Genomic DNA, 20,874 nt, shown 5'->3' with positions numbered 1-20,874 from the left:
TGACCAGTACCCTGAAGTTCCCGCCGCAACGGCCATTGCGGACGGAGTGGAATTCGCAGGCCGCCGCACCGGTATCAATTTTTACCTGAAATTTTAAGCTGGTATCATTCAAGCACTGACAAACCGAGCAGAAAATATGAATCGTCGTAAAAAAATAAATCAGTTATTAAAGGCTAACGCCAAAAAGGCCAGCGCCAAACTGGCACCGAAAAGCAAGACTAAATACATTAGTAAAGCTGACCGATTGAAGCTGGCGGCTGAAGCCGGTCAGGACTCAATCACTTGCGCTGAGAGCTGATCTACCTAGCCTTCGCGACCGACCGCTTCCGCCCCAGAGCCCACTTCCCTGCCCAACCGATCTGACAGATCGCGCGGACGCCAAAACTGCTACAGCGGTTTTTTGTTGAGCTGCAGCAGTTCCCGCACCATGAGTTTACAAACTTGCTTCTTTGTAGGATGACTGAAGAAACTCTGCTATCAGCGATGTGATCTGCTGCTGAATCACCCCACGTGAGCGACCGCCGTCGCCATCCAGGCAAATGATGCCATCGCCTGGTACATCTTCTTCGAGCAGTTTCTGCGCGCCAGGTTTGCACATCGACAAGAAGCTGAAATGGCTTGCGTCGCTGATTTCGACGTAACGGCTTGTCGCCGCAGGCAAGCGTTTGGCCAGGTTGGCAGACTCCAACTCAGCAGGAAGCTCGCGCGACGGTACACCGGCAGCGATCACCAGCGTTGGTACCGGCAGCGCCGCCAGGCTTTCATCGGTCAGGCCCCGTGAAAGGCCCAGGTCCAATGTGACCACAGCAGAGACGCGTTTATCGCGCAAATCGGCGGCCAACGCGGCCTTTGATTTTGAGGTGCTTGAAGGGTTTATCGTTTCGTAGACGGTGCAACTCGCTAACTGCGGGTGAGCTTTGCAGTCAAGGGCGAAGCGGTCTGGATCGAAACGAGCACCGGCGATCTCCAGGGCGGTCCAGCCGCCGAGTGAATGGCCCACTACTGCAATTCGGTCATTGGCGACCAAGCCGAATTTTTCTGGTTGAGTCGTGACCGCATCTATGGCTCGGCGTAAATCAACCGGGCGCTGCCATAACTGCGCCGCAGCTTGAGGGCTACGGTCATGAGTGGTGGTGCCAGGGTGATTGATTGCGGCGACGATGTACCCCCTATGAGCCAGAGCACTGGCAAGCCAGATCTGGTTGCTCCAGTTCCCCCTGTATCCGTGGGAGAGCACCAACAAGGGATGCTTGCCAGCAGCGGGCGGCGCGTTACGAACGGCAGAAGCACCGACAAACACCACATCATCGCCGATCAATTGCGTGGCGGCGGTAGTCGCACTGGGGTACCAAACGACCATCTCCAGTGAGCGGTCACTGTGCGGGTCCGGCAGTGTGGAAGATTGGAAGCCGACAGGGTTCTCGTCAGCGAGTGCGAGAGTAGTCAGGCAGATCAACAACAGGGCGCCAAAAGCTATTTTCAATGTCGTTTCTTCCTTGATTGGACAAGTGCACAGCAACCTGAATCCGCCGTCAGGCGCATCCACCTTCGTACAGAGTCGAAGCTAACGTGGCTGCATAGTGAGCACGGACATTAAAGCCCACAATCGAATCCACGGGCATAAATTTCATCGTTAACTCTGTTCGCGGTCTTTTAGAGAGAAGGCTGAACGTCCGCTTTCCCGCGGGTCTTGCCTAGTGGAAGGCAGTCACCACCCGCTAAGCATCCTGCAATTTCTCACGCAGAAACTCGATGAACCGTTGGGTTTTCGCCGGTAACAGTCGCGTCTCGGTGAGGGCATAAACCGAGACGGGCGGAGCCTGCCACAGCGGCAAGACTCTGCGCAGCGTGCCATCGGCGAGGTCTACCTGTGGGAGCAGCGCACCGCCGCTCCCACAGGGATGAGTCGCTACATCTCAACCTGCGTACCCAGCTCAATCACACGATTGAGCGGCAAATTGAAGTATTTGAGGTTGCTGTTGGCGTTCTTCAGCAAGAACGCGAACAGGGTCTCGCGCCAACGGGCCATGCCGATACGCTTGGTCGGGACGACCGTCTCGCGGCTGAGGAAATAGGTGGTGCGCATCGGACTGAAATCCAGCTCTTTCAAATGGCACAGACTCAACGCCAGCGGCACATCGGGCTCCTCTATAAAACCGAAGTGCAGACTGACCCGGAAGAACCCTTCGCCAAAAGACTCGATCTCGAACCGCTGATCCGCAGGCACACGCGGGCGGTCTTCAGACACCACGGTGAGCAACACCACCTGCTCGTGCAGCACCTGGTTGTGCAACAGGTTGTGCAACAGCGCATGGGGAACGGCATCGGATCTGGCCGTCAGAAATACCGCGGTACCTTGCACACGATGGGGTGGTTGCGCGCGAATGCTGCTGATGAACAACGGCAGCGGCAGAGCGGTTTCGTCCAGTCGCTCGACAATGATCTTGCGGCCGCGCTTCCAGGTGGTCATCAAAACGAACAGGGCAATACCGGCGATTACCGGGAACGCACCGCCCTGGAAGATCTTCGATATGTTGGCGGCGAAGTACAGGCTGTCGACCACGAGAAAACCCAACAGCATCGGAATCGCCAGCCAGCGCGGTGTTTTCCACAGCAGCAGGACCACGGCCGAGGACAGGATGGTCGTGATCAACATGGTCCCCGTCACCGCCACGCCATACGCCGCTGCCAGCGCACTGGACGACTCGAAGCCGATGACCAGCAACACGACGCCGACCATCAGCGCCCAGTTCACGAGGCCGATGTAAATCTGCCCCTGCTCCTGACTGGAGGTGTGCTGGATAAACATACGCGGCACGTAACCCAGCTGAATAGCCTGGCGAGTCAGTGAGAACGCCCCGGAAATCACCGCCTGGGAGGCGATGATGGTGGCCAGTGTCGACAGCGCGACCATCGGCAGCAGCGCCCAGTCGGGTGCCAATAGATAGAATGGGTTGCGTACCGCTTCCGGGTTCCCGAGGATCAACGCCCCCTGGCCAAAGTAATTGAGCACCAGGCCAGGCAGCACCAGCATGAACCAGGCACGGGCAATCGGTTTGCGACCGAAATGGCCCATGTCGGCATACAGCGCTTCAGCACCGGTCAATGCCAATACCACGGCGCCCAGAATGGCGATGCCAATGCCCGGATGAACCACGAAGAATCGCACCGCCCAAGCAGGATTGAGCGCTTGCAGCACTTCCGGGCGTTGCAGAATGCCGAATGTACCGAGAATGCCCAACACCACGAACCACAGCACCATGACCGGGCCGAACAGGATGCCGATACGTGCCGTGCCATGTTTCTGGATCAGGAACAGTGCTACCAGGACGATAACGGACAGCGGAACGACCCAATGCCCAATGCCCTCGAACGCAAGTTGCAGACCTTCAACCGCGGAGAGCACCGAAATGGCCGGGGTGATCATACTGTCCCCGTAAAACAGTGCCGCGCCAAACAGCCCGAGCAACACCAGGTTCCGGCTCATTTTCGGATAAGGCGCCGAGGCCCGGCGTGCCAGTGCCGTCAAGGCCATGATGCCGCCCTCGCCCTGGTTGTTGGCGCGCAGGATAAACAGCACGTACTTGATCGAGACGACCCAGATCAGCGACCAGAAAATCAACGACAGAATGCCCAGTACACCGTCCTGATTGGCCTGGACGCCATAGTGGCCGGCGAACACTTCCTTGAGGGTGTAAAGCGGGCTGGTACCAATGTCCCCATAAACCACGCCGACCGCGGCGACGAGCAAGCCCACTCCTGATGTTTTGGCGTGGGAGTTTTCATGGGCGGGGATCGCTGTTTCGCTCACGGGTAGCTTCTCTGAGATTGAAGGAAATAAATGGCATGCCACCTTCGAGCAAGAGGGTTTGCGGGGCTACCGGGCAAACATTGGAACTCAGCCTTGAAACCCCACGGCTTGATAATGAGATTAGTCCATGGGTGTCATGCCGTTCGTTCAAGCGACCTGGAGAGTTTGCAGGCCTGTCGACGATCAAAAAAACGCGGCAAGTATCCTCGCAAGGGAAAACACCTACCGTAAAGAAAGCGTAAAAATGTACGGGCAGCAGCGAGCGAATTTCGATCAAGCTTCTTGTGCGCGACCAAAAATAGTCCTTAATTAGAGGCAAGGTTCTTTCCGGGACCTCGCCACATCGCTATATCCTGTGTTTCAACCCGAATCACCTGAATCGAGTGCCAAGGCACCACCAGCATGGAGTTTGCGAATGAGCCAAGGGCCTGTCCATGAGGACGACACCGCTATTGGACCTACCTGTACACCCTCAGAAGGTAGCGAGCAAACCTCCCCGTCCCTTCATGACCTGGGGTTGAGCGATGTCCTTGAGGCACTGCCCGAGGCCATCTACACCACCGATGCCAAGGGTCTGATCACCTTTTACAACCGTGCAGCGGTGGCACTGTGGGGAGTGACCCCGACGCTTGGGGAGAGCACCTTTTGCGGCTCCTGGAAGCTCTATTGGCCTGACGGCACGCCGCTGCCCCACGATGAATGCCCCATGTCCATGGCATTGAAGGAACAACGTCCTGTCAGAGGGATTGAAGCCATCGCCGAGCGTCCGGATGGCACACGCGTTCGTTTTCTGGCGTGCCCCTCGCCGATCTTCGATGCAGAAGGCAGCCTGATAGGCGCCGTTAACATGCTGATCGATCTGACTGACCAAACCGTCGCCGACAAAGCCGCGCTGATCCATGACGCGCTGGTCGAATCGTCCGCCGACGCGATCATCGCCAAAGACCTGAACGGCACGATTACCAACTGGAACGCTGGCGCCCAGCGACTCTTCGGTTACACGGCCGAGGAAGCGGTCGGCCAACCCATTGATATGCTCATCCCCCTGGATCGGCGGGATGAGGAACCCGGCATTTTGGCGCGCATCCGTCGAGGCGAGCGCATCGAACACTATGAAACCCTCCGGCGGCGCAAAGACGGCAGCCTGGTCGAGATCTCTCTCGCCGTCTCCCCCATCAGAAATCGGCAAGGCCGTATTGTCGGAGCGGCCAAAATCGCTCGCGATATCACCGAGCGACGACAGGCGGAAGAACAAAAGAGCCTGCTCATCAGAGAGATGGATCACCGGGTGAAAAACCTGTTCACCCTGGCGAACAGCGTGGTCTCACTGAGCGCCCGTTCGGCAACGACCCCCGGTGAACTCGCCTCCGCCGTTTGCGCACGGCTGAACGCATTGGCGCGAGCCCATACCCTGACCATACCGCACGGTTTGAGTAACGAGCAGCCAACGACATTGCATGCCCTCATTCAAACCATTCTCGCGCCTTATGCCGATAGCGGGGATAACAGCCAGTCACGCGCCGTCGTGACCGGCCCTGACATAACGATTGACGGTGCATCAGTCACCAGCTTCGCTTTGCTGTTGCATGAGTTTGCAACCAACGCCGCGAAATATGGGGCGCTCTCTTTGCCTGAAGGGCTTTTGGATATTGCCTGTAGAGAGAGTGAGGAGGTATTCACCGTGGTCTGGAGCGAAAGGAATGGCCCGCTCATTGACCGGGAGCCCGACAGCACCGGGTTCGGCACCCTTCTCGCCAAAGCGACCGTGCATGGCCAGCTTCACGGCGAAATCCGCCGTGACTGGAAGCGCGAGGGGCTGACCATCACCGTAGCGTTTCCCTCCCGTAGCATAAGCGGCCAGTAGAGGGTTGGCTCCAGATGGTGCGAAGCGATTCGCACCTACTTTGCCGTTCCGCCACCAGGTTTATAGAACAGAAACTTCCGGGTCTCGCCCGTCTTGATGTACTGCTTCGCCCAGTCGGGTTTCACCGTTCTGTCGTGGAAATACAAGGCACCGTGGGTGCGGTCCGTCAGTTGCTTGTTGAGTGCCTTGCGCGCGATCTCCTTGGCGATGGCATATTCGTCGTCTTCCTTTACCTGATCCGCACGCCCGTCGCACCACCAGGAAAACTGGCAGGCATGCTTTTCGGAACCTTGCTTGACCACGGCGCACACCGTATCCGGAAAACCTTCGTGACCCAGCCGGTTCATGACCACGCTGGCGACGCCTTCCATGTCGGCAGCAGTCACCCCTTTGGCTTCCCAGTAGATACTGCGTGCAAGGCACGTAATGGCATCCTCCAGCGGCGCCGTGCCCGCCGGATCGACCGCCTGCGCTTCGGAGGGGGTGATGACCTCGGATTTGGGCACCGGAGCTTCGCTACCCTTCTCTGCCGCTTTCTGCTCCAGAACCTGCGCCTTTTCTTCGGCCACTTCCTTTTTTTGCTCCTGGTCGGTTGCCCACACCTGGCCGCACAGAAGGCTGATTGCGAAGCAGGTGGCTACCCCTTTGAATCGCATGTTCCGACCCTTCTGATTGAAACCTTCGTGAGCAACGAAACGATCGCAGACCTGGGTTGATTGTAGTAGCCGGAATTCATACCGACAGGCAGGCAATAAACTGCATTTGAGCGCGAAAAGGCATTGCATTGGGAGGGGGGACATCGCGCATCATGGGTACAGATCGTTCAAGGGAGATTTACATGCTCAGCCTGTCATCCGTTTTGCATCTTGGCGTGTTGTCATTCGGGTTGGTATTCAGCGTCATCGCATCGGCGGCCGATGAACAACAGCTGGTAGAGTCGATCAACGTTTACCGCAGCCAGGTACAGCGCTGTGCCGGACAGGCGTCTTCGGAGTTACCACCGCTGGCCAGCGATCCGCGCCTGGTGCTGTCCGCCAACAGCATCGGCGACCTGCAGCAGGCACTGGCCCGCGCGGCGTACCCGATGGTTAATGTGCAGGCAATCAGCTTGTCCGGCCCGCGTGATGCGCCCGCCGCGATGAAGGCGATTCAGGAGAGCTTCTGCCGGGTGGTGCTGGACCCGCAATTTGTCGATATCGGCGTCAGCCGGGAGGGCCGCGAGTGGCGCATCGTGCTGGCGCGCCCGCTGTTGACGGGGCGCTTGGGCGACTGGCAGGCGGAGGGACAGAAACTCCTTGAAGCGATGAACAGCGCCCGCACGCAAGCGCGCCAGTGCGGTACCCAATCCTTCGCCGCCACCACGCCGATGGTCTGGAACGCCACGCTGGGATCAGCCGCCGAGGGCCACAGCCGGGCCATGGCCAACCAAAACTTTTTCGATCACAAGGACCGCGACGGCCGCACGCCGGGTGATCGGGCTGAACTGGCGGGGTACGCCGGCCAGCAGGTCGGTGAGAACATCGCCGCCGGGCAGGACACAGTGCGCAAGGTGGTCGATGGTTGGCTGGCCAGCCCGGGGCATTGCGCCAACCTGATGAACCCACAATTTCGCGAATTGGGTGCAGCCTATGCGGTGGACCCGAAGAGTGACGCGGGTATTTACTGGACGGCGATGTTTGGCACGCCGTAAAGGCGGCTGCTTGATTGTGCTGCGCTAGCGCATCAAGACACCATCAATGACGTTGCCGTTGCCGCTGTAGCTCGGTCTTCAACCAGAGGTTGGCCGGTTGTATGCCTGCCGGACAGCGCACTTCATAGGCGCGGCCACTCATGCTGCTTTGGGTGGCCGCCAGCTCAATAAAGTCTTCGGCGCTGTTCACCCTGTCCTGTTCTTCAAGGTACTCCAGCTTCTTCTCCAGATGCGCCCGGGCTTGAGGGCCGCCGTATTCGCTTCCGTTGCGCACAAACCGGCATTCACTGTGCTCGACAAAGTCCAGCAAGCTGTTTATTTCCTGAGTGGCTTGAGGTGGGATTTGTGCCTGTGCATTGAACACCACGGCAGTCAGGCCGATACCTGCCGCCGTCAGCCATTGAGTGAGGGGTGCAACAATATGCCCAGTCAGCCTTCGCATGATTATTCCTCAGGAGATCAGAGCGGTGATGGCCGCTCTGGAGCTGGGCAGAGACAGGTCAATCGTCTCGGTCGTCATGGTCGCGGTGCCGACGGCGATCATCACGACGATCATAATCCCGGTCATACCCACGATCATCACGGTAATAATAGCCACGATCATGGTCGCGACGGTATTCACGGTGATCCCGATCGTACCTGTCTCCCTCTTCCCAGTAAGGAAAGCAACCTCCCAGCAGGAGAGTACTTGCAATGGCCAGGGTCATTATCGCGGTGCGCTTCATTTTAACGTCCTAAAAGGTCAGAACTACGGGGATGAGGTGACGCTAGCGGCGAATCGATCGCAGTGCGTTCAAACCCATAATTACGACCCTCAAGCCGGTCAATGATTCCGTTATCACCGGGCCTTACAGCGTTCTCTGGCTGTTACCGATGGTTTTGGCTTTTTCGATGGCCCACTCCATCGCCGCTTCCATGTCCAGCAGATGCGGCGAGGGGTGCTTGTCCTCGACAATGGCCGAGCCGTCCGGCCAATAGACCCCCATGAACATCTTCAGCGAACCGTCTCTCAATATCTCGGCTTTGACCTCAATCGTGCATCCGTTCGACAGCGTTTCCGAGTGGGTTATATGACGCTCAGTCATGACTGCATTCCTCCCGTCGTTGCTATCAGCGTAACCCATGCAGCGCCGGGCGCGATGACGCTCAGGCGTCTGCCTGCACCACCTCGATCCCCAGTCTTTGATAGTCCTCGAGATTGCCCGAGGCCACATGACGTTCGGTGATCAGCGTGTGCACACGGGCACAAGGCGCAACCACAAAGGGCTCCACGGCACCCAGTTTGTCCGCGGTGGTCACGGCAATCACGTGGGAGGCGCTGGCGAGCATCGCCTGCTTCACCGGCACTTCATCGAAATGCAGCGAGCTGAGGCCGACTTCCGGATGAATGGCACAGACCCCGGTGAACACCAGGTCGGCCTTGATGCCCTCGATCAATCGCAGGGTTTCATGCCCGCTGGAAGACATCGTCGCAGGGTTGAGCTGACCACCGGCGACGATCACCGTGATGCCTTTGTATTCGGCCAGCGTGATCGCAATCATCGGCGACGCGGTGACGGCCGTGATGACAATGTCGGAAGGCAGCGAGCGTGCGATCTGCAGCGTGGTGCTCCCGGAATCGAACATCACGATCTGGCCGTCCTTGACCCGGCGCGCGGCGAGCTGCGCCAACCGGGTTTTCACCTCGTCGGTTTCGCTGACCCGAGTGAAGTAATCCTTGCCCGTGTCCTTGGGCCGCGGCAACGCCCCGCCGTGCACCCGCTGCACCAGCCCGGCACTGGCCAGCTCCGACAGGTCCCGGCGAATGGTGTCCTCGGACACGGCGAAATGCTGACTCAGCTCGGAAGCCATGACCTTGCCGTCACGTTCGAGGATCAGCAGGATTTTTTGGCGGCGCAGTTGGGGGAGTTCGGCGGAGGAATGCTCGGCTTGCATGGTTATGCCTGTTTTTGCGTGTTTGTGCGAGATTAGCCAAACACCTCAATGAACACAAGGCGCGGAACCTCTCTGGGAGCGCCTGTGGCGAGGGGGCTTGCCCCCGTTTGAGTGCGTAGCACTCACAAGATCTTTGGTGCATCAGAAATTTTGGGGCTGCTTCGCAGCCCAACGGGGGCAAGCCCCCTCGCCACAGGCGCTCCCACAAGGGATTGTGTTTGATTGATACCCATCACAAGGCACTCACGATGAACTCACGCAACCATTGATGCCCAGGGTCGCGGTGACAGCGCTCGGGCCAGAGCATCGACATCTCGTATCCCGGCACTTCAAGCGGGGGCTCGACCATGGTCAAGGCGTGCGTATCGCGAACCAGGCGCGCTGGCAGCATCGCGACCATGTCGGTGCTCTCCACCACCGACGGGACAAACAGAAAATGGGGGAGCGAAAGCACCACTCGGCGCGTCATGCCCAGCTGGGAAAGCGCCTGATCGGTGACACCCTGAAAGCCTCCGCCATCCCGGGATACGATGACGTGGTCGAGTTCGCAGAACTGCGCGAGTGTCGGTCGCTTTCTCAACAGCGGATGGCCAGTACGCCCCACCAACACATAGCGTTCGGTAAACAATGCACGACGTCGCAAGCCTGGGGGAGCATCCTCGGTGGTATGAAACGCCAGGTCGATTGCGCCCTGCTCCGCTTGTTTGGCCAGTTGTGACGGCATCAGGTCAAACACCGCCAAACGCGTGCCGGGTGCCGCCGAACGCAGCCCGGCCAACGCGGGCAAGATGATGGTCGACTCGCCGTAGTCCGACGCCATGACATTCCACGTCTGCCGTGCCTCGGCCGGGTTGAAAGGGTTGGCGGGCGACACCGCGCGCTCCAGGGCTTCCAGGGCCTGGCGCAACGGCTCGCGCAACTCATCCGCCCGAGCCGTGGGCCGCATGCCCCGTGGCCCTGGCAGTAACAGCGGATCGTTGAAAATATCCCTCAATTTGGCGAGATGAACGCTCACCGAAGGTTGCGACAGATTCAGACGTTGCGCCGCACGGGTCACGTTGTGTTCCGAGAGCAGGACATCAAGCGTCAGCAGCAGGTTGATGTCCAGACGTCGCAGATTATTCATGACAATACCTGGCATATTGGTTATTCATTTCCAATATACCTGGTAAGACCTGATTCTGCTGGCTTCTGACAACGGAGACTCAGCCCATGAATGTTCTGCTCGTTTACGCCCATCCCGAACCCAAATCGTTAAACGGTTCGCTCAAGGACTTTGCCGTCAAACGCCTGGAAGCTGCCGGCCACCAGGTACAGGTTTCCGACTTGTATGCGATGGACTGGAAAACCTCGCTGGACGCCGATGACAGTTTCGGCCGGCCTGCCGACGCACGGTTCGATCCGTCGCAAGACTCCAAGCGTGCCTTCAAAGAAGGCCGGCAACGCCAGGACATCGTCCTCGAACAAGAAAAACTGCTCTGGGCCGATACCGTCATCCTGCAGTTTCCGCTGTGGTGGTTCTCGATGCCGGCGATCCTCAAAGGCTGGGTGGAACGCGTCTATGCCTATGGTTTTGCCTACGGCGTAGGGGAGCATTCCGATGCGCGCTGGGGCGACCGTTACGGGGAAGGCACGCTGGCGGGCAAACGGGCGATGCTGATCGTCACCACGGGTGGCTGGGAATCTCATTACAGCCCACGGGGCATCAACGGGCCGATCGACGATGTGCTATTCCCGATCCAGCACGGCGTACTGTTCTACCCCGGCTTCGACGTGCTGCCACCGTTCGTGATCTATCGGACCAGCCGAATGGATGAGGCGAGATTTTCAGCAACTTGTGAGGCGCTCGGCCAACGGCTGGATGACCTGTGGGAAACCGCGCCGATTGCGTTCCGACCGCAAAATTCAGGGGCGTATGACATTCCGCAACTCACATTGCGTGATGAGATTGCTGCAGATCAGACGGGCTTTGCGGCTCACATCAAACAGGCAACACACTCGTTGTAGCAGCTGTCGAGCCTGCGAGGCTGCGTTCGGCTGCGAAGCAGTCGTCAAACCAGAACTCGCGGTGTGTCAGGCAGACCGCGTCGGCCGGATTCACGACTGCTGCGCAGCCGAACGCAGCCTCGCAAGCTCGACAGCTGCTAAGGCGAACACGAAAAAGCCCGCACAAGGCGGGCTTTGGAAATCGAGTAGGTGGCCAGCGCTGGTCTCTGGCTTACAAGGTTTATCGGGCCTCTCACAGAACAGGATTTTTAGCTTTGGGCTGTTCTGCCTCACACGGCATAAGGGCTGGATCTCAGCGCGGAGATCTTTCTAACCGTGTACCCTTGGGAGCGCGCCCCACGCCTCCTCGCTATCCCTTTGCGCATCAGTCTGCGTCTTCACCTACAACCTCAGAATAGCAAACCATTCGAAGCCTGGGTCGGGGTTTTTAGACTGATTTTTTTCAAGGGAAATGATGGGTAAATGGAAAAATACTAACGCCGCGAGACGGGCTTCCGCGCTGCCTCCAACACGCCCGCAATCTTTGCAGGCGCTACATCGGTAATTTGTATTCAAATGCCAGCTTTATAATATTTTACCGATCCAGGGGTGATCCCTAGTCTTGACCCAAGAAATGGCAGGCCACAACCGACCTGATTCCAACTTCGATGGGTATAGAGATGACCACTGAAAAAACAAAAATAGATACGCTGATTGTGGGCGCCGGTCAGGCTGGCGTGGCCATGAGTGAACACCTGAGCAAACTCGGCGTGCCTCACCTCGTACTGGAGCGCAGCCGCATCGCCGAGCGCTGGCGCAGCGGTCGTTGGGATTCGCTGGTGGCCAACGGCCCGGCCTGGCACGATCGGTTTCCGGGCCTTGAGTTCGACGATCTCAGCCCCGACAGCTTTGCCCCGAAAGAACGGGTCGCGGATTATTTCGAAGCCTACGCGAAGAAGTTCAACGCCCCCATCCGCACCGGCGTGGACGTGAAGAAAGTCGAGCGCAATGTCGGTCGTCCAGGCTTCACCATTGAAACCTCCGAAGGCGTGATCGAGGCCAACCGCGTAGTGGCCGCCACCGGACCTTTTCAGCGCCCGGTTATTCCGCCGATCGCGCCGAAAGATCAGCCATTCACCCAGATCCACTCCGCCGAATACCGCAACCCGCAGCAACTGCCAGAAGGCGCTGTGCTGGTGGTGGGCGCCGGCTCGTCCGGGGTGCAGATCGCCGATGAATTACAGAGTGCCGGCAAGCAGGTTTACCTCTCGGTGGGTGCGCACGATCGCCCTCCTCGCGCCTATCGCAACCGTGATTTCTGCTGGTGGCTGGGCGTGCTCGGCGAGTGGGATCAGGCCGCGATGAAACCCGGCCGGGAACACGTGACCATCGCGGTGAGCGGCGCCCATGGTGGCCGTACGGTGGACTTCCGTGGGCTGGCCCATCGCGGAATGACGCTGGTGGGTCTGACCCAATCGTTCAATGGCAGTGTGGCGACGTTCCAGCCCAACCTTGCCGACAACCTGGCACGCGGCGATGAGAACTATCTGGCGCTGCTCAATGCCGCCGACGCCTACGTCGAGCGCAATGGCCTGGACCTGCCGGAAGAACCTGAGGCGAGGCATACCTTCCCGGATCCGGATTGCGTCACTAACCCGATTCTTGAACTCGACCTGGCCAAGGCTGGCGTGACGTCGATCATCTGGGCCACCGGGTTTGCCACGGATTACAGCTGGCTGAAGGTCAACGCGTTCGACGACAACGGCAAGCCGCAGCATCAGCGCGGAGTGTCGAGCGAGCCTGGGGTGTATTTCCTCGGCCTGCCATGGCAATCGCGTCGCGGCTCTTCGTTCATCTGGGGTGTTTGGCACGACGCCAAGTACGTGGCTGATCAGATCGCCATTCAGCGCTCATACCACGACTACCGCGATGCCCTGCAACGCGAAGCTGAAACCGCCCCCGTCGCGCATAAAACCACCGTCAGCGCTTAACGAATAGTTCTTCAGGAGCCTCAGATGTCCACGCCAACCCATACCCGTATTCGCATGTTCAACACCAAGGAAACCTACCCGAACCAGAGCCTGGAGAATGACCTGTGCCAGGCCGTGCGGGCCGGCAACACCGTTTATGTTCGCGGCCAGGTCGGCACCGATTTCGAAGGCAACCTGGTGGGCCTCGGCGACCCGCGTGCGCAAACCGAGCAAGCCATGCGCAACGTCAAACAGTTGCTGGAGGAAGCTGGCAGCGACCTCAGCCACATCGTCAAAACCACCACTTACTTGATTGACCCGCGTTACCGCGAGCCGGTTTATCGGGAAGTGGGCAAGTGGCTCAAAGGGGTGTTTCCGATTTCCACCGGGTTGGTGGTGTCGGCACTGGGGCAGCCGCAGTGGCTGATGGAGATTGATGTGATTGCGGTGATTCCTGAGTAAGCAGGTAGACCGAGTCGCGGCTTTCGCGAGCAAGCTTCGCTCCTACAGTAGATCGCTGTTTCATGAACGACCCTGATCATCTGTAGGAGCGAAGCTTGCTCGCGAAGACGCCCGCACAGACAACAACTTTGCCAAGGCCAACCAAGGAGCAAAACCATGACCTTCTCCATCGCCGCCCGTTGCCCCGAAACCGGTCAGTTCGGCATTGCAATCAGTTCCTCAAGCATCGCCGTCGGCGCCCGCTGCCCCTGGCTATTGCCCGGTGTCGGCGCGGTCTCCACACAAAATATCACCCTGCCATCCCTCGGCCCGGAAACCCTCGCCCTCATGGAACAAGGGCTCTCACCTGCCGAGGCTCTGGACAAGGCATTGACCCGCAACGGCTACAGCCAATACCGACAAATCACGGCGATTGACCACCTCGGTCGCACCGCGCATTTCAGCGGCTCAGAAACCCTGGGCAACCACAACGCCGTGTCGGGCGAGCAATGCGTGGCCGCCGGCAACATGCTCGCGGACCGAGCCGTGATCCAGGCCATGGTCGAGGCGTACGAACATGGCGAGGGCCAACTGACCGACCGCTTGCTCACCGCGATGAAAGCGGCGGTGGTCGCAGGCGGTGAAGCCGGGCCGGTGCATTCGGCTGCCGTTGTAGTGGTCGGCGAACTGACCTGGCCGATCATCAACCTGCGGGTCGATTGGGCTGATGAAGATCCGATAGGCAAATTGCAGCAGTTGTGGGACGCCTATCGCCCACAGGTCAAGGACTACATCGACCGCGCCCTCGCCCCCGACAAATCCCCTGGCTACGGTGTTGCCGGAGACGATCGATGAGCAACAGCCGCGATTTGCTTGAAGCCTTGGTGGCGTTCGACACCACCAGCCGCGAATCAAATCTGCAGCTGATCGAGTTCGTCCGCGACTACCTCGCCTGCTTCGAGGTGCCTTGCGAACTGATCTACAACGACGAACGCAGCAAGGCCAATCTGTTCGCCACCATTGGCCCGGCGGATCAGCCGGGCATCGTGTTGTCGGGGCACACCGATGTGGTGCCCGTCGACGGCCAGCCATGGACGGTTGCGCCCTTCAAGCTCACCGAACGCGACGGCAACCTGTACGGTCGCGGCACCGCGGACATGAAAGGCTATATCGCCTGTGTACTTGCCCTCGTCCCTTCACTGGTGCAAGCCTCGTTGCGACTGCCGGTGCACATCGCGCTGTCCTACGATGAGGAAGTCGGCTGTCTCGGCGTTCGTTCGCTTTTGAAAGCCCTCGAACAGCGCCCGGTCAAACCGATGCTCTGCATCATTGGCGAACCGACCGAGCTCAAACCGGTGCTCGGCCACAAGGGCAAGCTGGCGATGCGCTGCGACATTCATGGCGAAGCCTGCCATTCGGCGTACGCGCCGCTCGGGGTCAATGCGATTGAATACGCCGCCGAACTGATCGGCGAACTGGGGCGGATTGGCCACAGGCTCAAGGCACCGGAGCATCACGACACCCGTTTCGATCCGCCGTTCAGCACTGTGCAAACCGGCGTCATCTCCGGCGGCAAGGCCTTGAACATCGTCCCCGCCGATTGCCGCTTTGACTTTGAAATCCGCGCCCTGCCCTCACAAGACCCTGGCCTCGTTGCGCAGGAATTGCAGACCTACGCCGAGCAACAAGTGCTACCGCGCATGCGCGCCGTGAGTGATCAGAGTGAAATCCGCTTCAGTGAATTGTCGGCCTATCCCGGTTTGGCGACCGATGCGCACAGCGAAGCCGCTGAGCTGATCGCGGCATTTTCCGGTTCTGGGGAGTTCGGTACGGTGGCATTTGGCACCGAGGGCGGTCTGTTTGACGCGGCGGGAATTGCGACAGTGGTGTGCGGTCCGGGCAGCATGGATCAGGGTCATAAGCCGGACGAATTTGTCAGCCTCGAACAACTGAACGGCTGCGACCAAATGCTGCAACGGATGCTGCTATCAATCAGCCGCTGATCATTGGCCCGACGCTCAGGTGTACAGTCGGGCCAGTTCTTCCTGGCAGTAATCCACGAACAGCTGTACCGGTTTGGTCAGCTGCGACCTTCTCAACCATGCCGCCGACAGACCCGAGCCGGTCACGGTTTCGGCCAGCGGAATGCACACGACTTTCTGCCCGTCATAGGTGTATTCGGAAAACGGTTTGGTGACCAGAATCGAAAAGCCAAAACCGCGCCCGACCATCCCCCGCACCATCTCGATCGAAGGCGAGCTGAACACGATGTGTGGCGTCAGCCCACGCTCTTCAAAAATGCTCACGAAGTAGGTCCGGCTCGGCACCACGTCCAGCAATATCATCGGCTCCAGCACCAGGTCATTCAGCGACACTTTCGCCTGTTGCGCGAAGCGGTGATCCGCCGGCAACAAGGCGTAGGGCTGTTGCGGCGGCATCAGCGGCACTGTCTCAATCGTGCTGTCCAGATCGTGTTCGAACAGCATCGCCAGGTCGATGCTGCCGGCGGTCAGTGCCTGCACCAGTTCCTGCTGCTCGCCATCGCGAATGCGGATCTCCACACCTGGCCAACGCTCCTTGAAACCAGCAATCAAACGCGGCAGGTACAGCGGCGCCACCGTTTCAAAACAGCCAATATCGATCTGCCCCGCGACCACGTCGTTGTCCGCCAGCGCGTTCTGCTCAAACTCATGCGCGACCCGCAGCAGCTCCAGCGCCTTGCGATAAAACCGCGACCCACTCGGCGTCAGCGAAACACCCTGGGCGTGATGCCGGATAAACAGCTGCACGCCAAAACTTTCTTCAAGGTGCTTGATCGCCGTCGACACCGACGGCTGCGCGATATAAAGCTTGCGCGAAGCCTCCGCCACGCTGCCGCAGTCGGCGGTGGTGACGAAATACTTGAGCTGTCGCAGGTTGTAAGCGGCCATGGGGACCTCCAGACACAACACATCAAAATCAAAAAACTTCCGCGGAACACAATTACTGTAAGAGCTGGCGAAGCCTGCGGGATCAGTCGACGCACAACTCTGTGGCGAGGGGGCTTGCCCCCGTTGGGTCGCGAAGCGGCTCCAAAACCTGCAACCATGGTGTATCAGGTGCACCGCATGCAGCGGTTTTACGACTGCTTCGCAGCCGAGCGGGGGCAAGCCCCCTCGCCACAGGTAACAAAACCAGGCATTACGGAGTATCCAAGGACGCTCAGGATCAAGGCTGAACATACCCGACACATCAAAACCCCGGGCATATATTTTTTAAGGTTTGAAGCAACAAACTTACTAATTTATCTATCCCGACGCATTGCACATCATCGCTCCAACAAGAAAAGCGTCGCTCGCGCGGCGCTCACCGAAGTACGTCCACGTACTCATCCTTGCCTTGGAGTTCACCATGTCCACCGCAGCAACACCCTCCGCTCCGCTCATCGAAAAACACACGATTGGATACGTCCCCCCGGAAGATCGCCACGGAAAGGTAAGAGACCTGTTCACCCTCTGGTTCGGCGGCAACATCGCGCCGCTGCCCATCGTCACCGGCGCCCTCGGCGTGCAGCTGTTCCAACTGAACCTGGTGTGGGGCATCGTCGCCATTCTGGTCGGCCACCTGGTCGGCGGCGTGCTGATGGCCCTGCACTCGGCGCAAGGCCCGCAGATGGGCATTCCACAAATGATCCAGAGCCGCGCCCAGTTCGGCTCCCTCGGCGCCCTGCTGGTGGTGCTGATCGCCGGCATCATGTACATCGGCTTCTTCGCCTCCAACATCGTCCTCGCCGGCAAGTCCCTGCACGGCGTGGTCGACAGCGTGCCGGTGCCAGTGGGCATCGTCATCGGCGCGCTCGGGTCGGGCATCATCGGCATCATCGGCTACCGCTTCATCCACGTGCTCAACCGCATCGGCACCTGGGTGCTGGGCATCGGCATCGTGCTGGGCTTCGGCTACATCCTCACCCACGTACAGACCGCCGACTTCCTCACCCGTGGCAGCTTCAACATCTCCGGTTGGCTGGCCACCGTATCGTTGGCCGCGCTCTGGCAAATCGCCTTCGCCCCTTACGTGTCCGACTACTCGCGCTACCTGCCGAAAGACGTGCCCGTCGCCGCCACGTTCTGGACCACTTACCTCGGCTCGGCACTCGGCTCCAGCCTGTCGTTCATCTTCGGCGCCGTCGCAGTCCTCGCCACTCCCGTCGGCATGGACACCATGGACGCGGTCAAACTCGCCACCGGCTCCATCGGCCCATTGATGCTCGTGCTGTTCCTGCTCAGCGTCATCAGCCACAACGCCCTCAACCTCTACGGCGCCGTGCTGTCGCTGATCACCCTGGTACAAACCTTCGTCTACCGCTGGATCCCCACCGCCAAGAGCCGCGCCGTCCTCTCGGTCATCGTCCTCGCCGGCTGCTGCTTCGCCGCCGTCGGCGCCTCCGCCGACTTCATCGGCCACTTCGTCGACATGGTGTTGGTGTTGCTCGTGGTGCTGGTGCCCTGGACCGCGATCAACCTGATCGACTTCTATGCCATTCATAAAGGTCAGTACGACATTGATTCGATCTTCCAGGTCGATGGCGGGATCTATGGCCGATACAACCCGCAGGCGTTGTTGGCGTATGCGATAGGGATTGCGGTGCAGATTCCGTTCATGAACACACCGCTGTACGTCGGGCCGATCTCGGCGCACATCAATGGGGCGGATTTGTCCTGGGTGGTGGGGTTGTTGGTGACTTCGCCGTTGTACTGGTGGTTGGCGAATCGTGACACGGCTTACAGACGTCGGCTGTCTACCGGAAAACTGGCCAACAGCCTCTAACCCTGTAGGAGCCAGGCTTGCCGGCGAAGACATCCTCAAATACGCCATCGCCGGCAAGCCATTCCTCTGGAGCTGCCGAAGGCTGCGATTTTTTGATCTTCAGCGCCGAAAGCCGGACTCAGCCCAACAGATGGGCAAAGCGTGAATACTCGCCCCCCGGATTCAGGCATCATCGGTTATCGTTTTATCGACAGGGCTCAGCTAGCTCGTAGCTTTAAGTATGCGGACCGCACGTTCGGAGAAGTAATGTGATCAGCGCGAGTAAACCTGAATATTCGTTCGCACGGTGCAAAGAGCCGGGCGAGTTTGGTGTGACATCTGTCGTTTTGATTGGATTGGTCAGCACCGAGGGTGATGCGCTCTACCTGCTTATCAGATACGTCGACTACGAGACAGGCGTGGTAGAGGGTGATCACATTTATCATTCACTTGAAGAAGCGTTCGAGTCGACCCGTTCAGATTATGGGATTGGCCCAGGAGACTGGCGGAGTTTATCTGAGACAGAAATTGCTGTCGTAGATGCCCAAATCAGCTAACACCGAAATACTGGGGCAGACCACAATTTCAGAAACCGTTGACCGGAAAGACCGTGGTCCGATCAAGGCTACAATTTGGACATCCCCCCCACTGGAAAAGCTTGATGAGACAACGATTCCTTATACGTTTGATGTTCGAATGGGGTGGCGGGGTTCTGTGGTGCGGGAACGAAGCCGCACGCGAACAGTTTTCGGTAGGCCCAATTGAAGATCGACTGGCGCTTACTGACAAAACCCGAACGTGTCTGGACGAAATGACACATTGGCATGACACGTCCCTGAATTGGGACTACCCACCAGATCCCGGCCCTTGGGAAATGGAAGAGTACGAACGGTTTGATTCTGCCGCGAACGCTCTGCTCACGATTATCCAAACCGAACTTGGACCTGAGTATGAAGTGATTTATGAAAAATTATGAGGCAGACCATGATTTCAGAAACCCCTGAATGGAAAAATCGTGGACTGTCCAAAATTCAAATGCAAACTCGATCCGCGTAGGAGCTGCCGATGGCTGCGATCTTTTGATCCTGTCGCCAAGTCCCGGAATGGTCGGCATTCACTACGAACGCAACACCCCCATCGCCCGCCGATACTTCTCCACGCGCTCCAGATCGTCCCAGGACGGCTGCGCAATCCGCGACAAGTCGCTGTTCTCTTCCAGATCAGCCAGCTTCACCACCCGCCCGATCGGGTTCTTCGCCGCGCGCTCGACGAACGCCTCGTAGGACTCGCCCGGCACCTTGGTCACCGACGCAATCGCCGTCAGCACCGCTTCACTGAAACCTTCCTTGCGCAGATCGTCGACGCTGATGCCGCAGTCCTCGACCACGTCATGCAGCACCGCGACGATGCGCTCTTCCAGCGTGTTCACCCGCAGCATGACTTTCAGCGGATGCAGGATGTAAGGCGCCCCGCCCTTGTCCACCTGCCCTTCATGCGCCGCGGCGGCGATGGCAATGGCGCGTTCCAGTGTCTGACTCATGGGATTCTCCTTGGGTTAAATGCCGTAACGGCGCGGCCAGGATTTTGAAGTCTGCAAAATATGTAGGAATTTGCCCTTTGTGGCGAGGGGGCTTGCCCCCGTTGGGCTGCGAAGCAGCCCCAAACCCTGCTAGCCCGTTTCCTCAGACACACCGCAACGCCCGGTTTTGCGGCGGCTGCGCCACCGAACGGGGGCAAGCCCCCTCGCCACAGTGACCGCGTGTGGTCCTACAGCCCGGTTGCGGCTACCAAAATCACTGCCTAGAGTGGGTCTGTCGCTGAGCGAATTCAGCGATAGGGTTTCGCAGCCCCAAGAAGAGATGACCTTCACCGTCGAATGAAAACTCTGGCAAAATTCGCCGCGTTTCATTTCATGGCGGTTGTGCGTGGGAGACTTTCGAGTCTGCCGGGTTTAGGTCATCTCTCGGTCTGCGAACCCGCGTACAGCTGCCACCCAATTGTTTCGCAGCGAAAAGGTGGCACCTCTATTTACTTTCTTAGAGAACTACCAATGACCATGAACAACCCGCTCCGCCACTACTCCCCAATGTCCCACTTCGCCACCGACCACCCCGTCCTCCTCATCGACGCCGACGCTCCGATACGCGAACTCCACAGTTGCCTCAGCGAACGCCTCAACGCCGTCCTCAAATACCTCAACCTCATGGCCTGCACCAGCCTCCCCGACTACGCCGAACACGACATCAACACCGTCACCAACATCGCCCGGATCATGGTTCAGGATGTGAGCGATGTGTTTCGGGTGATTGAGCAGCGTGGGTTCGATACGCCCAAGGGGCAGTGATTAAATTTCAGTCGTAGAAAAACCGCATTACTGCGGTTTTTCTGCTTC

22 protein-coding genes and 1 pseudogene are annotated in these 20,874 nt (G+C 58.9%); 12 read left to right on the top strand and 11 right to left on the bottom strand.

The features are described 5' to 3' along the window. Positions 1-136: 136 nt before the first annotated feature. Complete coding sequence (locus tag AC1DQM_RS00170) at positions 137-298, top strand: DUF2986 domain-containing protein (protein WP_018930247.1); 162 nt, start codon at positions 137-139, stop codon at positions 296-298. A gap of 135 nt (positions 299-433) precedes the next feature. Here AC1DQM_RS00170 and AC1DQM_RS00165 read toward each other — a convergent pair whose 3' ends face one another. From AC1DQM_RS00165 to AC1DQM_RS00155, 3 genes and pseudogenes are all read right to left on the bottom strand, one after another. Then, complete coding sequence (locus tag AC1DQM_RS00165) at positions 434-1,483, bottom strand: alpha/beta hydrolase family protein (RefSeq protein WP_477745620.1); 1,050 nt, start codon at positions 1,481-1,483, stop codon at positions 434-436. A 235-nt stretch (positions 1,484-1,718) separates the two neighbouring features. Further along, a pseudogene (locus tag AC1DQM_RS00160) lies at positions 1,719-1,889 on the bottom strand (LysR family transcriptional regulator); the annotation flags it as partial. A 20-nt stretch (positions 1,890-1,909) separates the two neighbouring features. After that, the gene (locus AC1DQM_RS00155; protein WP_477745619.1) at positions 1,910-3,811 is read right to left on the bottom strand and encodes a potassium transporter Kup; all 1,902 of its coding nucleotides are present in this window, start codon (positions 3,809-3,811) and stop codon (positions 1,910-1,912) included. 517 nt (positions 3,812-4,328) lie between these two features. Here AC1DQM_RS00155 and AC1DQM_RS00150 point away from each other — a divergent pair. Further along, positions 4,329-5,675 carry a PAS domain S-box protein gene (locus AC1DQM_RS00150; protein ID WP_477745618.1) on the top strand — a complete coding sequence of 449 codons (1,347 nt, stop codon included), beginning with the start codon at positions 4,329-4,331 and terminating at the stop codon, positions 5,673-5,675. A 35-nt stretch (positions 5,676-5,710) separates the two neighbouring features. On the opposite strand, the gene AC1DQM_RS00145 is transcribed toward AC1DQM_RS00150, so the two are convergent. After that, positions 5,711-6,331: a cell wall hydrolase gene (locus tag AC1DQM_RS00145; RefSeq protein ID WP_064618431.1), complete on the bottom strand. Its 621-nt coding sequence runs from the start codon at positions 6,329-6,331 to the stop codon at positions 5,711-5,713. Positions 6,332-6,513: 182 nt separating this feature from the next. Between AC1DQM_RS00145 and AC1DQM_RS00140 the strand changes: the two genes are divergently transcribed. Then, positions 6,514-7,365 carry a CAP domain-containing protein gene (locus AC1DQM_RS00140; RefSeq protein WP_064618433.1) on the top strand — a complete coding sequence of 284 codons (852 nt, stop codon included), beginning with the start codon at positions 6,514-6,516 and terminating at the stop codon, positions 7,363-7,365. Between the two features lie 43 nt (positions 7,366-7,408). Here the strand turns inward: AC1DQM_RS00140 and AC1DQM_RS00135 are convergent, their stop codons facing one another. The 5 genes from AC1DQM_RS00135 to AC1DQM_RS00115 form a co-directional block, all read right to left on the bottom strand. Then, on the bottom strand, positions 7,409-7,807 hold the full coding sequence (locus AC1DQM_RS00135; RefSeq protein ID WP_064618435.1) for a YfeK family protein: 399 nt from the start codon (positions 7,805-7,807) through the stop codon (positions 7,409-7,411). A gap of 58 nt (positions 7,808-7,865) precedes the next feature. Beyond that, positions 7,866-8,090: a hypothetical protein gene (locus AC1DQM_RS00130; RefSeq protein WP_081626573.1), complete on the bottom strand. Its 225-nt coding sequence runs from the start codon at positions 8,088-8,090 to the stop codon at positions 7,866-7,868. 123 nt (positions 8,091-8,213) lie between these two features. Then, the gene (locus AC1DQM_RS00125; protein WP_007942075.1) at positions 8,214-8,450 is read right to left on the bottom strand and encodes a hypothetical protein; all 237 of its coding nucleotides are present in this window, start codon (positions 8,448-8,450) and stop codon (positions 8,214-8,216) included. A gap of 61 nt (positions 8,451-8,511) precedes the next feature. Next, complete coding sequence (locus tag AC1DQM_RS00120; RefSeq protein ID WP_064618439.1) at positions 8,512-9,300, bottom strand: DeoR/GlpR family DNA-binding transcription regulator; 789 nt, start codon at positions 9,298-9,300, stop codon at positions 8,512-8,514. Between the two features lie 232 nt (positions 9,301-9,532). Next, the gene (locus AC1DQM_RS00115) at positions 9,533-10,426 is read right to left on the bottom strand and encodes a LysR family transcriptional regulator (RefSeq protein WP_477745617.1); all 894 of its coding nucleotides are present in this window, start codon (positions 10,424-10,426) and stop codon (positions 9,533-9,535) included. An 86-nt stretch (positions 10,427-10,512) separates the two neighbouring features. Here AC1DQM_RS00115 and AC1DQM_RS00110 point away from each other — a divergent pair, with 86 nt between their 5' ends. The 5 genes from AC1DQM_RS00110 (at position 10,513) to argE (ending at position 15,700) form a co-directional block, all read left to right on the top strand. Next, positions 10,513-11,307, top strand: a complete 795-nt coding sequence (locus AC1DQM_RS00110) for an NAD(P)H-dependent oxidoreductase (RefSeq protein WP_477745616.1) — start codon at positions 10,513-10,515, stop codon at positions 11,305-11,307. 659 nt (positions 11,308-11,966) lie between these two features. Continuing rightward, positions 11,967-13,277 carry a flavin-containing monooxygenase gene (locus tag AC1DQM_RS00105; RefSeq protein ID WP_086946176.1) on the top strand — a complete coding sequence of 437 codons (1,311 nt, stop codon included), beginning with the start codon at positions 11,967-11,969 and terminating at the stop codon, positions 13,275-13,277. Positions 13,278-13,301: 24 nt separating this feature from the next. Then, positions 13,302-13,718: a RidA family protein gene (locus tag AC1DQM_RS00100; RefSeq protein WP_477745615.1), complete on the top strand. Its 417-nt coding sequence runs from the start codon at positions 13,302-13,304 to the stop codon at positions 13,716-13,718. A 156-nt stretch (positions 13,719-13,874) separates the two neighbouring features. Continuing rightward, positions 13,875-14,552, top strand: a complete 678-nt coding sequence (locus AC1DQM_RS00095) for a DUF1028 domain-containing protein (protein ID WP_138867805.1) — start codon at positions 13,875-13,877, stop codon at positions 14,550-14,552. Further along, on the top strand, positions 14,549-15,700 hold the full coding sequence (gene argE, locus AC1DQM_RS00090) for an acetylornithine deacetylase (protein WP_477745614.1): 1,152 nt from the start codon (positions 14,549-14,551) through the stop codon (positions 15,698-15,700). The genes AC1DQM_RS00095 and argE overlap by 4 nt, the downstream gene beginning before the upstream one ends. Before the next feature lie 15 nt (positions 15,701-15,715). Here argE and AC1DQM_RS00085 read toward each other — a convergent pair whose 3' ends face one another. Beyond that, the gene (locus AC1DQM_RS00085; protein WP_019648652.1) at positions 15,716-16,627 is read right to left on the bottom strand and encodes a LysR family transcriptional regulator; all 912 of its coding nucleotides are present in this window, start codon (positions 16,625-16,627) and stop codon (positions 15,716-15,718) included. 460 nt (positions 16,628-17,087) lie between these two features. On the opposite strand from AC1DQM_RS00085, the gene AC1DQM_RS00080 reads away from it, so the two are divergent. The 3 genes from AC1DQM_RS00080 (at position 17,088) to AC1DQM_RS00070 (ending at position 19,458) form a co-directional block, all read left to right on the top strand. After that, entirely contained in the window at positions 17,088-18,503 is a 1,416-nt protein-coding gene (locus AC1DQM_RS00080) for a purine-cytosine permease family protein (protein WP_111453417.1), read from the top strand. Between the two features lie 248 nt (positions 18,504-18,751). Next, on the top strand, positions 18,752-19,039 hold the full coding sequence (locus AC1DQM_RS00075) for a hypothetical protein (protein ID WP_111453416.1): 288 nt from the start codon (positions 18,752-18,754) through the stop codon (positions 19,037-19,039). Positions 19,040-19,143: 104 nt separating this feature from the next. After that, entirely contained in the window at positions 19,144-19,458 is a 315-nt protein-coding gene (locus AC1DQM_RS00070) for a hypothetical protein (RefSeq protein WP_177431090.1), read from the top strand. A gap of 141 nt (positions 19,459-19,599) precedes the next feature. Here AC1DQM_RS00070 and AC1DQM_RS00065 read toward each other — a convergent pair whose 3' ends face one another. After that, positions 19,600-20,022, bottom strand: a complete 423-nt coding sequence (locus AC1DQM_RS00065) for an HD domain-containing protein (protein WP_477745613.1) — start codon at positions 20,020-20,022, stop codon at positions 19,600-19,602. A gap of 510 nt (positions 20,023-20,532) precedes the next feature. Between AC1DQM_RS00065 and AC1DQM_RS00060 the strand changes: the two genes are divergently transcribed. Further along, positions 20,533-20,826, top strand: a complete 294-nt coding sequence (locus AC1DQM_RS00060; RefSeq protein ID WP_477745612.1) for a fructose-bisphosphate aldolase — start codon at positions 20,533-20,535, stop codon at positions 20,824-20,826. The last annotated feature ends 48 nt before the right edge of the window (positions 20,827-20,874 follow it).

Source organism: Pseudomonas sp. 01L34 (genome assembly GCF_056400265.1).
The sequence above is the reverse complement of the archived record's forward strand: the minus strand, read 5'-3'. Positions and strand labels throughout refer to the sequence as shown.